Raw genomic sequence first — 13,497 nt, 5'->3', positions numbered from 1 at the left:
CCCCGTTTTTCGCGTGCCGTTTCTGTTCTTCGCCGGTTTCGTACTGCTGTTCGTGATCGGCGGCGTCTCGGGCGTGATGACGGCTGCCGTGCCGCTCGACTGGCAGTTGACCGATACCTATTTCGTCGTCGCGCATCTGCACTACGTCCTGATCGGCATCAATGTGTTCCCTGTAGTCGGCGGCATTTATTTCTGGTTTCCAAAATTCACGGGACGGATGATGAGCGAGCGGCTTGGACGGATCACGTTCTGGCTCATGTTCGTCGGCTTCAATCTCGGGTTCTTCCCGATGCATATCGCCGGGTTGCTCGGCATGCCGCGGCGAATCTATACCTACGGCGCCGATATGGGCTGGACGACCGTCAATTTGCTGACGTCGATCGGCTCGTTCATCTTTGCGCTCGGTATCGCCGTGTTCATCGTCGATGTGCTGTATAGCCGCAAGCGCGGACCGATCGCGGGCAACAATCCCTGGGATGCGCCGACACTCGAATGGACCGTTCCTTCGCCGCCACCGCCTTACAACTTCGCCGTCGTGCCGACGATCGCCAGCCGCCATCCGCTGTGGGAAGGGCGAATGCAAGGGGAAGGCGGCGATGCCGGCGAAGCGCCGCGCTCGCGCCTCGCCGATGGCTATATCCTCGATCAGGGGCGCGAGGCGCTTGGGACGACCGCGCTCGAAGCCGCACCGTATGTGATTCTGAAGATGCCGGAAGACTCGTACGCGCCGTTTTGGCTCGGCCTCACGGCAGCGCTCTTCTTCGCGGGGCTGGCATTACATGCCTGGTATTTCGCCGGCCTCGCGCTGCTTCTCGCCGCCGCAACGATCGTCGTTTGGCTGTGGCCCGAGCGCCGGTTGATGCAGCGCGAGCCCGAACCGGTCGCGAGGCACTGACATGGACGAGCCTCCACGCTCTTTCGCAGGAAGCTCGGGACCCGCCTGGGACGGGGCCGAGCAGGGCGAGGCCGAGACCGCCTCCGCGGCGACGCTGCGATCAGACGGCACCAGCGTGCCCGTGGGCAGTGCCGGCAATCGTTCCAGCGGCTGGCTTGGCTGTCTGATGCTGATCGCGACCGAGGGCGCGTTGTTCGGCTATCTGATCTTCACTTATCTGTACCTCGCGGTGCAGACCACGCGGCATTGGCCGCCCGAGGGTTTGCCCAAGCTTCCGCTCGGTGCCGTCAATACGCTGATTCTGCTGTCGAGCAGCGGGTTCGTCTGGTATTGCGAGCGCATGGTGCGCCGTGCGCGTCTGCGAGCTGCCGTCGTATCGATGACGATCGCGATTGTGCTCGGCATCGTATTCGTAGGCATTCAACTCCACGAGTGGCATGGTCATCCATACGGGCCGCTCGCCAATCTGTACGGGTCGCTTTACTTCACGATCACCGGCTTTCATATGGCGCACGTGCTGATCGGCCTCGTGGTGCTCGCCTTGCTGGACGCATGGACGGCGCTCGGATATTTCGACGAGCGACGGTGCGCGGCGTTGACGATCGGCAGCATGTATTGGCATTTCGTCGACGTGGTATGGCTCTTCATTTTCACTACGATCTATTTGACACCCTATTGGATCGGATAACGGTTTGTCGATGGTGGCTCCGATGGCAGACAGCGCGAATGAACAACGTGTGATCGGCGAGACGCCCGTGGCGCCGTGGCGCGTTTTCGTTGCAATACTTGCCGCACCGGCGGCATGGACGCTGCAGGTCTGTATTGCGGAGGCGCTCGTTGCGCAAAGTTGTTTTCCCTACGATGCGCCGATGCGCGCATCGTATGCGGGCGCGGCGCTTCGCGCTGTCATCGGCATCAGTGCCGCTGCGCTGGTGGTGGGCATTGCGGGAGCATGCTTGTCTTGGCGCAACTGGCGCCGCCTCGCCGATCGAGCGAACGACGCGCCCCCGCGCGCCGACCGGACGTTATTGAACGGTGAGGCGTTCGTTGCCAAGGTCGGGTTCATGTCCAGCCTGTTGTTTCTCTTCGCGCTCGTGGCAACCGACGTTGCCGTCGCCCTCGTTTCCGGGTGTTGAGATCATGAACAAGGGAACGGCGCAATTCGATCGGGGTCCGGGCGGCGCGGTTTGCGCGCTGCAACTGGCCCGGGCTGCGCGCGGCGTGGCGTTCATGCTCGCGTTCGCCGCGGGGATCGTCTTGCCGTCGCGCCTGGCGCTTGCCGACGCGGCGCCTGCTGCGCCCACGCCCGCGCCCGCACACGCCGCGAGTGCCGATTCGGCGTTGGTCGCGCGCGGCGCGTATCTGGCCAAAGCGGCCGATTGCGCGGGATGCCATACGGCGGCGCCTGCCGGGAATCCGCCACAGCCTTCCGCGCCATTCGCGGGCGGGCTGCCGGTGCGCTCGCCGTTCGGCATCATCTGGTCGAGCAACATCACGCCGGATCCGGAGGCTGGAATCGGCCGATACCGTTACGAGGATTTCGTTCGAGCTGTGCGCGACGGCATTGCGCCGGGCGGAAAGCATCTCTATCCCGCGATGCCTTATCCGTCGTTCGCGAAGATCAGCGACGACGATATGCGGGCGCTTTACGCCTATTTCATGCACGGCGTGCAGCCGGTGCCGAAGCGGCCGCCGCAAACGCAGTTGCCGTTCCCGTTCAATCAACGTTGGGCGCTCGTTTTCTGGAACGAGTTCTTCGCGCCGCACGAGCGATTCAAGCCGGACGAGAATCGTGGCGCCGCGTGGAATCGCGGTGCCTACCTCGTACAGGCGCTCGGGCACTGCGGGGCGTGTCATACGGGCCGTGGCCCGGCTTACGAAGAGCGCGGCTATAGCGACAAGGACCCCCTGTTCTTGACGGGCGGCACCGTCGATCATTGGTTCGCACCGAACCTGACGGGCGATCCGGCTTCCGGGCTCGGGCGGTGGTCGGAGGCGGACATCGCATCGTTCCTGAAGCGTGGACACGGCGCCGGTGCAGCGGCTTTCGGCAGCATGGTCGAAGTCATCGAGAACAGCGGGCAATACCTCACCGATACCGATCTCGAGGCGATCTCGACCTACCTGAAGACGCTTGTGCCGCGGCGGCGCAATGGGCTTGCCGACACCGATCCGGCGAAACGTCAGCGTACCGTCGATGTGTTGCGCACGGGTGCGATCAATCAGCCGGGCGCGGGACTGTACCGGGGTTTCTGCGCGCGTTGCCATCATGACGACGGAATGGGCGAGCCGGGTAAATACCCGCGGCTTGCCGGTAGTGCGGTGGTGCTGGCACCGCAGACGACCTCGCTCGTACGGCTGTTGATCGAGGGAGGATCGACCGCCAAGACCCAGGATGGACCGAAGCCTCAGGAGATGCCTGCGTTCGGCGGCAAGCTCACCGATACGGAAATGGCGCGCGTGCTGACGTTCGTGCGCAACGCCTGGGGCAATCAGGCAGCGCCCGTCACGACGCGCGAGGTTCGCGAGCTGCGGAGCGCGATTGCAAAGACGGCGGCGAGCAAGTGACCCGAGTCATGCGTCGGGCTTTCGCCGAGGGAGTGTTCGATGAAAGCGTATGCGCGAGCGGCGGGATGGATAGCATTGCTTTGGGCGGGCGTTGCTGCTGCCCAGGGAACGGTGATGAACGGCGATTCGTCCGGTGCGGCCCGTAAGCCCGGCACGCAAGGCGCCGTTGGGACGGCGGGCGCATCGGCTGTGAAACGGGCCGCGCCGGCTGCGGGCGCCTCGGAGGGCGCGTCGCAATCAAGAGCGGGGAAGCGCGCGAGCGAGGCCGCGAGCCCCCAATGAGCGACTGACGATCACGAGGGGCCGTTGGCCGTCACGAGCGGTCAAAGCTTGACCCCGCCGGACTCCGGCGCATCGGGGTCGAGATCTTCCGCGCCGACAACGCGCCCGCGCTCGTACTCGTCATCCGCCCCTAGCTGCTGCCAGTACGGCTCACGCCCGTAGTACTGGTGCAGCGAAGTCGCCCACGTCCGATCCGCCATCGTCGGCCAATGATCCTTGTCGAAGCCCGGGGCGTTTTTCACGCGCTCCGACGACAGCGAAAGCAGAAAACACTTCCGGGTCGTGTCCAGCGTCAATGCGCTCCACGGAATGGCCATCAGCTTGTCGCCTATCCCGAGAAAACCGCCCGACGACATCACGACATAAGCGATACGCCCGGTCTGCACATCGAGCATGATCTCCTTGACCTTGCCGACTTCGTCACCATCGGTGCTGAGAATCTTGTCGCTATCAAGTGTGCTGGCAGCCATCACCTCGGGCCCGGGACCCGCTGAGGTTTCGCTGCCCTTGCCCACGATGTGGGCGCCCATCGACGGTGTGGTCGTGGATGAAGACTTCTGAGTACGCATGGCGTCCTCCTTTTTCAGTGTCGTATCGAATCTGCCGCACGCTGCAAATTTCGCCTGCGCGCGCTCGCGCCGGTCACGGCCGGCGCGATGATCGTTCAAGCAACGATCGTTCCTTCGTGCGGTGTCAACGGCGAGTTTTCCCGCCGCCGTCGATCCCGCTGCCGGTGCGCCAGACTGCCTTCCCGGCTTCCGACAATTGTCCGCTGCTATGCGTCTCGTCGGGTTGTGTCCCTTCCTCGGCCATCTTCCCTCCAGGCGGTTCGAGAGACGGCAACGATCGGCCTTTTCGCGTCGCAACGCGTTCGTCCTGCGACCGGCCGGCGTGTGCTTTCATGAGGTGCCTCCTGAGCTAGTGAGAGTCGCAACTCATTCATGCCGCATCGATCGTGCCGGCCTCGCGGCGGAGGCAGGCGCGCTCGATGCTGACTTCCGGTATGCACGTTCACCTCGATAGGAGAAAGCCCATGAGCAGCACGCTCGATCCAGACAATTCGCTCCCCGAACGCGATGAAAGCGGGGCGGAAAAGGGCCGCGATACCGGCGCGCTCGGCCCGAGCGATTCTTCCGACAGCGGCAGCGACATTGCCGGGGCTAAGCGGCACGACTTCGATCGGGATACGGAACTCGACGAGCACGCGCTCGAGACGGGAGAGGCCGAACTCGCAAGCGATACCGATCGGGCCGGAACCGGAGAGCGAGCGTCGGCGGACGGGGACTCGACGCTCGAGGAAGATGCCGATATCTCGCCGGATCGCATCGACAGTCCCTTCGAACGAGGTACCGACACCGAGCCATGACGCGCAACGGCGCTACAGCGCGGGCTGCGTGCGCCGTGGCTCGTCCAGCACAAACTCATGGCGTACAGCCTTCGCCATGCCGGCGACCACGTCCGCGACCAGCAGCCGGCCCTTCTCGCTCGTCGAATCCTTCGCGGACGACAGGACGCCGCTCGACGGAACCCACGCGGTACGGGCCGGATACATATCGTAGACGGGGAACTGCGCGGGGCCGTGCCCCGGGATTCGGTCGAGCGAGACCAACTGCGGATAGTAATGCAGCATCATCGACGTCTCGATGACCGCGGCGTGCTCGAGCGCGATGCCGGGAAAGCCATCCGGAAAAACCGCATCGAGTGTTTCCTTGCGACAGAACTCCCAATGCTCGGCCCGCATGACTTCCATGCCGCTGTGCTCCCCGATCTCACGCATCGCGAGTTCGATCCCTTCGGTGACGAACCACTGATTCTCGAAATGTCCGACGACGATCGCGAGACGCCTGACACCGTGACGGTGGAATTCACGTACCGCGTCACGGATCAAGCTGCTCAATGTCGCTCCGTCGACGCTGGTCGTGCCGCAGAAATGCTGACCGCCGCCGCTTCTCGGCTGCGATTTGTAGCCGTATGAGATTGCCGGCGCCACGGTACCGCCCACCTCGCGCGCCACGTCTTCGCAGATCGCGCTCGCGAGCAACGCATCGGTGCCGAGCGGAAGATGGGGCCCGTGTTGTTCCGTCGCGCCGCACGGGAGAAATACGACCGATCCGTCTTTGACGCGCTGCTCGTATTCCATCCAGGTCATGTTGTCCATGCGCACGGGGTTCATGTCGAGCTCCTGTTGTCGACGAGCGGCGCCTGTGACGAGCGAACCTGGCGCCGTCCGAGATGAAGGAGGTAGTAGCTTCCGCCACCGACGGCGAGACCGGCGAGCCATGAAAGATCGATACCGCCCATCGCGATGGCGATGGGTCCTTGCATCGATTCGATGCTCCCGATCTGAAAGAGCCACGCTGCGAACACACCCAATGACAACGCGGCGACCCCGGACCATTTGATGTCTCCGCAGCCGCTGACGGTGTGGTGGCGGTATAACGCATCGACATCGATGCTGCCGCGACGGATCACGAAGAAATCCACGAGGACGATTCCGGCCCACGGTGCGATCCACACGACGAAGAACACCATCGTGTCTTCGAATGTGCTCGCGAACGTGCCCGAGCGCAGGAACAGATAGAGGATCAGAAGCGCGACGATGCCGGAGACGGCGGAAACGGCCCACCGCGGAACGCGCAGATCCAGCGACAGCGTAGCAAGCGCGGCCGAATAGATGACGACGATATTGGTCGCGACCGGGCCGTGGACGAGCACGAGCAGCACCGGAAGCGCCATCGCACCGAACGCGGCGACGATGAGTTGGGACGGATCGGTGCCCGTGCCTGCGGAGGCGATCGCCGCGCCCAATAGCGCGAGCCAGACCGTCGGCAGGAACATGCCGAGCGACGTCGCGCGAAAGACCTGCCGGCTGGTCAACGTCGGCTTCGTGAAGCGCGTGTAGTCCGATGCATAGACGAGCCACGAAATTCCCCAGCCGATGCCGATCGCCGTCATCAGCTTGCTCATCGCGGATAGCTTGCCGATCCCGTGTGCCGTCGACACATGCCAGTGGATATCCACGTGCGTGAAGGCGAGCACGGTCATCGCGACCATGATGGCCAGCACGAAAGGCATCGTGTACCGCTCGAAATAACGGATCGCGTGAAAACCCCATGTCGCGATGCCGACTTGAATCACCATGACTGCCACGGCAATGGCATATTTGAGTTCGATGCCGCCGCCGATACCCATGCGATCGAGCGCCGCAACGGCGAGATCGAGCACGATCCACGTATTGATCGCCACCCAGCCCATCGGCATCAACACCTGCATGAGGGTGGGAAGCCAAGCGCCACGCCGGCCGAATGCCAGCCGCGAGAGCACCATTTGGGGAACGCCGCAGCGATGCCCGATCACGCACATGGCGCCGAACAACGCGCAACCCAACACGTTACCGATCACGATGACGAGAAGGGTCTCGACGAGACTCAAGCCCAGCTGGATGCCGATCGCGCCGAGCACCCAATTGATCGGCGCGACATTTGCGCCGGCCCAGATCCAGAACTGGTCGAGCTGCCCCGAGGTTCTGCTTTCGTACGGCACGGGTTCGATACCGTGCACATCGAATGTGCTACCGGTGCCCTCCTGCGCTTGCAACATCTGATTGTTCGACACGGCTGTCTCCTCTTCGAACGCTACGCTGAATCGTTGAGTACGTATTGGAGCGAAGACAAATAAACGGCGAAACCGATGATTTCTCAACCGGGGTTGAAAAAAACGAAAGACCCGCCACCCAATCCGCGTCGTTGAGATTTTCTCAACTGGCCCAAAAAATTCATCAATCGTGCGCGCGAACACGTCGTGGCTAAATCGGTGTTCCGGATCGATCCATCTCTTTCGTTCGGCAACAAAAAGGAGCACCCTATGACCACTCTTTTGCACATCGATGCAAGCGCACGCGGTGACCGCTCGCTCAGCCGCAGGCTGTCGGGCGCCTTCGTCGATGCCTGGAAGCAGTTGGAGCCAAGCGCCACGATCATTACCCGCGATGTCGGAGCCAATCCTCCTGCGTTCATTACCGAGGAATGGATTGCCGCTGCCTTCACACCCGAGCAGGATCGGACGCCGGCGCAGCGCGAGACATTGCGCCTGTCCGACGAACTGATCGACGAAGTCGACTGCGCGGATGTGATCGTCATCGGCACGCCCATGTACAACTACGGGATGCCGGCCGCGCTGAAGTCGTGGTTCGACAAGGTGATCCGCGTGGGCAAGACGTTTACGTTCGACCTCGCTCGCGGCGACTTTCCGCTCGCGCCGATCATGAGCGGCAAGAAGCTCGTCATGCTCAGCTCGCACGGCGAGTTCGGATTCGGGCCCGGCGGCGTACGCGAAAAGATGAATCACCTCGATACCCATATCCTCACTTGCGCGCATTACCTGGGTGTCGCGGAAAGCCACGCGATCAGCATCAGCTATCAGGAATTCGGCGACGAACGACATCGAGCGTCGATGGCGGACGCCTTTGCCGCCGTCCCCGAACTGGTTCGCCAGTTGGCTGATGTCCGGGAGACTGCCAGCAGCTGAACACCATGCATCGAAGCAGGAGCCCCAAAATTTCTCGTGGAGAAACAGCACATGAATACGACAACGGTTGGCCGTGACGGCACGCCTTTGCGCATTCCCGCGCGCAGCGGCGTGGCGGTCCGGCTCGCCAAAGGCGCGACGATCAAGGTGATCAACACACACGGTCATCAGGTCATCGATACCTGGGCGTTCAATGGGGATGACATCGGCGAGTCGATGTCGATGGAGCATAGCCGAGCATCGATGCTGAGGACGGTACCGAAGGTGGGCGACACGCTCGTCACGAATCATCGGCGGCCCATCCTGACGATGATCGAAGACACGACGCCCGGCGTGCACGACACGCTGATTGCAGCCTGCGACCGGCACCGCTACGCGCAGTTGGGCGTCGAGGGCCACCACGACAACTGCACCGACAACCTCGCCACTGCGCTCGCAAGCCTCGGCCTGACGGCGCACGATACGCCGTGTCCGCTCAATCTCTTCATGAACGTGCCGGTGCACGCGAACGGGCAACTGGAATTCGCGCCGCCGGTCAGTCGAGCTGGCCAGCACGTCGCCCTGCGCGCGGAAATGGACTGCATCGTCGTGATGTCGGCCTGTCCGCAGGATGTCACCGCAGTCAACGGCATGCTGCCGACCGACGCGCATTATGCAATTTACTGAATGCCTTGTTGCCGCGCTGCCGGATGCCTGCTAAGCGCGGGCCGGCATTCGGTAGAATGCACTCACCGTAACCGGCCGACTTCGGAATGAAGGCGTTTCGCCATGCGCAAGTTGCCACCGCTCAATTCGATCCGCGCATTCGAGGCGGCCGCCCGCCATCAAAGCTTCACCGCGGCCGCAGCCGAGCTCTCCGTGACGATCACGGCCGTGAGTCATCAGATCCGGCAGCTCGAGGCGCGTATCGGCCACAAACTCTTCGAAAGAACGGGGCGTGCCGTGACGCTCACGCCGGTCGGCAAGACGATCTACCCGCTGCTCAGGGACAGCTTCGACCAAATGGCCCAGGCGTTCGAGATCGTCAATACGCCGACCAACGACGACTCGATTCAGATCTCGGCCACGCGAGCGTTCGCCGAGCGCTGGTTGATGCCCAGGCTGTCGCAGTTCAACGCGATCCACCCGGAAGTCGTGGTGCACCTCCACGGTTCGGAAAATGTCGTGGATCTGCGGGCCGAGTCCATCGACCTCGCTATCCGGTATGGGCCCGTCAATGACGATCCACGGGATGCCGTGATTCTGGAAGATTGTTATCTGGCGGTCGCCGATCGAGGCATTTGTCCGGAGGACCGGAATCCGACGATCGAAGACTTCCGCAAACACCCGCTGCTTGCCTACAAGTGGGCAAACAGCGCGTTGAATGCGCCCGACTGGTCGGCCTGGCTCGCGCGGGTCGACCACGATAAAACCGTTCACTTTCGCATGTCGTGGTACAGCGAGGAGATGCTCGCGCTCTACGCCGCCGAGTGCGGGCTCGGGCCGTTGATGTGCAGCAACGTGCTCATCGATGAGGAACTGCGCACGGGCCGGCTACGTCGGATCGAGGGTCCGTGTCTGCCGGGGTTTGCGTACCGCCTCGTCGTGCCGTCTTCAACTCGCCCCAAGAAAGGGCTTCGTCTTTTCACCGCATGGTTGCGTGAAGAGGCTCGCGTCTTTCGCGACCGATCCATTGCCGCCGGATAAGTTTTGAAGTGCCTTTTTTGCAGCATCGCTGCAATCGCTACATGCGGGGAAAAAACCGGTCGCTGTGCCGAAGGCGGTCAGCGCCGATCGCGCTTCATGGAAGCCCGCATGGGCGCGGCAGACGATGCGGCGCTCGAGGGTTTCGCAGCCGCGATGTCGACAGCGTTCGGATACGATGCCAGTAGCACCCGCAGCACGCCGTTGGTCCAGCCGAAGCCGTCCTGCAGCGGATACTCGCCACCACGGGCGGCCGACGTATCGGCACTCACATCGTATTTTTCGACGAGTTTTCCCGTGCGGACATAGGCGGCGACATTGGTGCGAATCCAGCGCGTCGCGATCGTGCGCGCAAGCTCGTCCTCGCCATAGCGGCGCAAACCGGTCACCGCGAGATACTGCAGCGGCGCCCAGCCGTTCGGTTCGTCCCATTGCTGGCCGGTCTTGACTTGCGTCGTCGCCATGCCGCCGGGCCGAAGCAGTCCTCGGCGGATCGTCGCGGCGGTTTCGTGCGCCTCGTCGCGCGTGGCGACGCCTGCAAACAGCGGGTAGACGGCGGCAGCCGTCAATCGATGGGTGAGTGTGCGCTGGACGAATTGATAGTCGCCGAACGCCTTGATCTGCGGATCCCACAACCAGCGGCGAATCGCTTCGGCACGTGTCCTGGCCCGCACCTCCAGATTCTCCGCATGCGCGGCATCGCCCTGGAGACGGTACGCCTTGGCCAGCGTCTTCTCGAGACCGTACATGAGCGAATTGAGGTCGACGGGGATCAGTTCCGTCACTTCGATCGAGGCGAGCGTGGCATTGTCGGCGAACCATCTCGAGCTGAAATCCCAGCCTGTCTCACCGCCGGCGCGCAGATTGCGCCATAGGTCGGGCGCGCCGCGTTGCGGGGTGGCGGCCGCAGTCGCCACGTCCTCGCGATACGATTCGTCGCGCGGCAGCGCGAGGTCGTCCCAGTAGCGATTGAGCAACGTGCCGTCGGGTAGCCGAACGACGTGGCGATAAGCGTGGCCGGGCGCGAGCTTGTCCGCGCCGTCCATCCAGTAGGCATATTCGGCTTTGAGTTCCGGCAGCGAATCCAGATAAACACGGTCGCCATCCTCGCTCGCGATGAGCCCGACCATCTGCGCGAAGAACGGCGGTTGCGAGCGGCTCAGATAATAGGTGCGATTGCCGTTGGGAATGTGACCGTAGCGGTCGATCAGCGTGGCGAAATTCTTGAGTTCCTCCTTCGCCAAGTCGTGCCGGCCGCTTTGTTCGAGGCCGAGCATGATGAAGTACGAATCCCAGTAATAGATTTCGTCGAAGCGGCCACCCGGGATGAGATAGGGCTGAGGCAGCGCCAGCAGAGACGACCATCGGCTCTCGACGCGGTCGGGGCCGCGGCGTAGCACGTTCCAGAGCGTGTCGATGTGCGCGACGACGTTCTGGTTCGGATCCGTTGCATAGTGGCTATCGCTGCCGGCCGGGGCGCTGAACCGCGCTTCCACGAAGTTGCGCAGATCGAACCCGGGCTGGTCCCGCTGGGCGGCGAACTCGGCGACGATCTGCTGCGGCGGTGCGTTCGGGATCATATCGGCGAACGTCTTGCTGTCCGGAAAAATCCGGGCAAGCTCCACCGCGCGATAGAGCTCCCCGTACAGCGCGAACGGAGATGCCGGTTCGACGGGAGAGGGCTGGGCGTGCGGGTTGACCTGCGATGCCGCGATCGGCGGCGATTGCCGGGCGACAGCGCTCGCGTAGGGCGACGCCTCGATCGGCTGCGCGCCGTAACAGACGCTGAGCGCAACCGGGCTCGCGGACAGGATGGCCGTAAGGCTGGCCGCTGCGAGGCGCCGGGCGAGGGAGAGCGACATATGCGGTCCTTGGCGATTGGGCCCGAGCGCCTGTCACCGGCGCGCTCGCAGCAACGATGGGGTGCGTCGGCGCCAGGGCGGGCGACGCGCGCGTCGGCGAGTCAGCAACCCCTGTTCCCGCTACGTGGCGGCCGTCGACGAACGTCTTCGTGAAGCCAAGAAAAAGCCGCGCGCACGTGACGCGTGGCGCGCGGCAAATTCCGTCCGGTGGCTGTCCGCGTCAGGAGTGTCGGCGCGGCGCCGGACGGGGGCGGAACCGACGTGCGGCAACGATGCCGCGAAGCGTCGCGGCGCTATTGCAGATGCTGTCCACCGTTGATCGAGATGTTGGCCCCGGTGACGAAACCCGCTTCGTCCGAGCACAAATAGGCAATCAACGCGGCCACCTCCTCGGGTTGACCGAGTCGGCCGACGGGAATCTCGGGCAGGATCTTCGTCTTCAAGACGTCCTCGGGTACCGCCATGACCATACGCGTTGCGATGAAGCCCGGCGATACGGTATTGACCGTCACCCCATTGCGGGCCAATTCGAGCGCAAGCGACTTGGTAAACCCATGCATGCCCGCCTTGGCCGCCGCATAGTTCGTTTGCCCGAAACCGCCTTTGCAGCCGATCACAGACGAAATGTTGACGATGCGCCCCCACCCGCGGGCCGTCATGTCCTCGTACCACTGCTTCGTCATGTTGAAGACCGAATCGAGATTGGTGCTCAACACGGCATCCCAGGCACCCTTGTCGAGCTTCTTGAAACTGGCGTCGCGCGTGATGCCGGCATTGTTGATGAGGATGTCGATCGGCCCGATTTCGGAGCGGATCTGGGCGGCACAGCGCACACATGAGTCGTAGTCGGCGACATCCACGGCATAGGCGCGAAACTGGCGCCCGTTCGCGTCCATCTTGGCAAGCCAGCTGTCCGCATTCGCATTGTTCGGCGAGTAAGTCACGATGACGGTATGGCCGGCGTCATGCAGCTTGACGCTGATTGCTTGGCCGATTCCGCCCATGCCGCCGGTAACGAGGGCAACTCTTCTTGCCATATGGGGTTCTCCAAAATTGTGTGATGTACGAAGGGATGCCGGACGGCGCCAGGCGGTCATCGCATGCGTGCGAATGCCTCGAGGACCGAGTTCCCGTTCGGCGTGATGCGGGGCCGCGGTATTCCGCGCTCCGCCTCGTCGAGCGCGACGAGTTCGCGCTCGAGCAAGGTGCCGAGTTCGGCGCGGTGTGCCTCGATCTGGTCGGGGGCATCGCGGACCAGAATCAAGGTGGCAAATTCATGTGGGCTCAACATGCTCTCACTCCCAGTAAATCCAGACCATCTATTCGTTTCGCCGATCTGCCAGGAGAGCGACGGAATCGGTTTTGCGCGGCGGACTGCCTTTCAGTCACATCGTCGCGCGCTGCGACGGGTGAAAATCGCAAAACATTCAATCGATCGATTAAATACGGTCATGCGACTCTATAACCAATTAGTGCTACGAGTTGAAACGTTTTCGCTGCCCATAATGTAAGGGGAGGTATTAATTACAGATAGGGCGCGCGATCACACGGGCTGAGCGGGTAATTGTTTCGGATATCGCGCTGAGGACGCGCGCTCAAGCTCGGATTCGCTACTGGAGCGATACTAATACCCCTCGTGGAACTTCGCAATATGGAATGGATTTCTCCGAAGCGAACCTG

General features: G+C 63.0%; 14 protein-coding genes. 8 read left to right on the top strand and 6 right to left on the bottom strand.

Annotation, left to right across the window (positions count from 1 at the left end):
- From ACO1XS_RS26050 to ACO1XS_RS26035, 4 genes are all read left to right on the top strand, one after another.
- A partial coding sequence (locus ACO1XS_RS26050) for a cytochrome c oxidase subunit I (RefSeq protein WP_486392037.1) occupies positions 1-895 on the top strand: 895 nt, incomplete at its 5' end.
- Position 896: 1 nt separating this feature from the next.
- Entirely contained in the window at positions 897-1,583 is a 687-nt protein-coding gene (locus ACO1XS_RS26045; protein WP_486392036.1) for a cytochrome c oxidase subunit 3, read from the top strand.
- A gap of 22 nt (positions 1,584-1,605) precedes the next feature.
- Positions 1,606-2,031, top strand: coding sequence for a hypothetical protein (locus tag ACO1XS_RS26040; RefSeq protein ID WP_331568875.1), 426 nt, complete (start codon positions 1,606-1,608; stop codon positions 2,029-2,031).
- Positions 2,032-2,125: 94 nt separating this feature from the next.
- A complete protein-coding gene (locus ACO1XS_RS26035; protein ID WP_486392038.1) occupies positions 2,126-3,463 on the top strand; it encodes a cytochrome c in 1,338 nt (445 codons plus the stop codon).
- A 323-nt stretch (positions 3,464-3,786) separates the two neighbouring features.
- Here the strand turns inward: ACO1XS_RS26035 and ACO1XS_RS26030 are convergent, their stop codons facing one another.
- Entirely contained in the window at positions 3,787-4,314 is a 528-nt protein-coding gene (locus ACO1XS_RS26030; RefSeq protein ID WP_486392035.1) for a PRC-barrel domain-containing protein, read from the bottom strand.
- 464 nt (positions 4,315-4,778) lie between these two features.
- Between ACO1XS_RS26030 and ACO1XS_RS26025 the strand changes: the two genes are divergently transcribed.
- The gene (locus tag ACO1XS_RS26025) at positions 4,779-5,111 is read left to right on the top strand and encodes a chemotaxis protein (protein WP_486392034.1); all 333 of its coding nucleotides are present in this window, start codon (positions 4,779-4,781) and stop codon (positions 5,109-5,111) included.
- Positions 5,112-5,123: 12 nt separating this feature from the next.
- Here the strand turns inward: ACO1XS_RS26025 and ACO1XS_RS26020 are convergent, their stop codons facing one another.
- Positions 5,124-5,918: a creatininase gene (locus ACO1XS_RS26020; protein WP_486392033.1), complete on the bottom strand. Its 795-nt coding sequence runs from the start codon at positions 5,916-5,918 to the stop codon at positions 5,124-5,126.
- Positions 5,915-7,360, bottom strand: a complete 1,446-nt coding sequence (locus tag ACO1XS_RS26015; protein ID WP_331570839.1) for a purine-cytosine permease family protein — start codon at positions 7,358-7,360, stop codon at positions 5,915-5,917. The genes ACO1XS_RS26020 and ACO1XS_RS26015 overlap by 4 nt, the downstream gene beginning before the upstream one ends.
- Positions 7,361-7,609: 249 nt before the next feature.
- On the opposite strand from ACO1XS_RS26015, the gene ACO1XS_RS26010 reads away from it, so the two are divergent.
- The 3 genes from ACO1XS_RS26010 (at position 7,610) to ACO1XS_RS26000 (ending at position 9,958) form a co-directional block, all read left to right on the top strand.
- A complete protein-coding gene (locus tag ACO1XS_RS26010) occupies positions 7,610-8,272 on the top strand; it encodes an FMN-dependent NADH-azoreductase (protein WP_486392032.1) in 663 nt (220 codons plus the stop codon).
- A 51-nt stretch (positions 8,273-8,323) separates the two neighbouring features.
- Entirely contained in the window at positions 8,324-8,938 is a 615-nt protein-coding gene (locus tag ACO1XS_RS26005; protein ID WP_331570843.1) for an urea carboxylase-associated family protein, read from the top strand.
- 102 nt (positions 8,939-9,040) lie between these two features.
- Positions 9,041-9,958, top strand: coding sequence for a LysR substrate-binding domain-containing protein (locus tag ACO1XS_RS26000; RefSeq protein WP_440563623.1), 918 nt, complete (start codon positions 9,041-9,043; stop codon positions 9,956-9,958).
- Between the two features lie 77 nt (positions 9,959-10,035).
- On the opposite strand, the gene treF is transcribed toward ACO1XS_RS26000, so the two are convergent.
- From treF to ACO1XS_RS25985, 3 genes are all read right to left on the bottom strand, one after another.
- A complete protein-coding gene (gene treF, locus ACO1XS_RS25995) occupies positions 10,036-11,817 on the bottom strand; it encodes an alpha,alpha-trehalase TreF (RefSeq protein ID WP_486392031.1) in 1,782 nt (593 codons plus the stop codon).
- Between the two features lie 293 nt (positions 11,818-12,110).
- Positions 12,111-12,854, bottom strand: a complete 744-nt coding sequence (phbB, locus tag ACO1XS_RS25990; protein WP_486392030.1) for an acetoacetyl-CoA reductase — start codon at positions 12,852-12,854, stop codon at positions 12,111-12,113.
- Between the two features lie 56 nt (positions 12,855-12,910).
- A complete protein-coding gene (locus ACO1XS_RS25985) occupies positions 12,911-13,108 on the bottom strand; it encodes a hypothetical protein (RefSeq protein WP_173257184.1) in 198 nt (65 codons plus the stop codon).
- Positions 13,109-13,497: the final 389 nt, after the last annotated feature.

The organism is Trinickia sp., from assembly GCF_057351765.1.
Note: the sequence above shows the minus strand (reverse complement) of the source record. Positions and strands in the feature narration are given on the sequence as shown.

Coding starts and splice junctions, on each gene's coding strand:
- ACO1XS_RS26040 (WP_331568875.1), top strand. CDS start 1,606: ATGGCAGACAGCGCGAATGAACAACGTGTGATCGGCGAGACGCCCGTG.
- phbB (WP_486392030.1), bottom strand. CDS start 12,854: ATGGCAAGAAGAGTTGCCCTCGTTACCGGCGGCATGGGCGGAATCGGC.
- ACO1XS_RS25985 (WP_173257184.1), bottom strand. CDS start 13,108: ATGTTGAGCCCACATGAATTTGCCACCTTGATTCTGGTCCGCGATGCC.
- ACO1XS_RS26000 (WP_440563623.1), top strand. CDS start 9,041: ATGCGCAAGTTGCCACCGCTCAATTCGATCCGCGCATTCGAGGCGGCC.
- ACO1XS_RS26005 (WP_331570843.1), top strand. CDS start 8,324: ATGAATACGACAACGGTTGGCCGTGACGGCACGCCTTTGCGCATTCCC.
- ACO1XS_RS26025 (WP_486392034.1), top strand. CDS start 4,779: ATGAGCAGCACGCTCGATCCAGACAATTCGCTCCCCGAACGCGATGAA.
- ACO1XS_RS26045 (WP_486392036.1), top strand. CDS start 897: ATGGACGAGCCTCCACGCTCTTTCGCAGGAAGCTCGGGACCCGCCTGG.
- ACO1XS_RS26020 (WP_486392033.1), bottom strand. CDS start 5,918: ATGAACCCCGTGCGCATGGACAACATGACCTGGATGGAATACGAGCAG.
- treF (WP_486392031.1), bottom strand. CDS start 11,817: ATGTCGCTCTCCCTCGCCCGGCGCCTCGCAGCGGCCAGCCTTACGGCC.
- ACO1XS_RS26010 (WP_486392032.1), top strand. CDS start 7,610: ATGACCACTCTTTTGCACATCGATGCAAGCGCACGCGGTGACCGCTCG.
- ACO1XS_RS26035 (WP_486392038.1), top strand. CDS start 2,126: ATGCTCGCGTTCGCCGCGGGGATCGTCTTGCCGTCGCGCCTGGCGCTT.
- ACO1XS_RS26030 (WP_486392035.1), bottom strand. CDS start 4,314: ATGCGTACTCAGAAGTCTTCATCCACGACCACACCGTCGATGGGCGCC.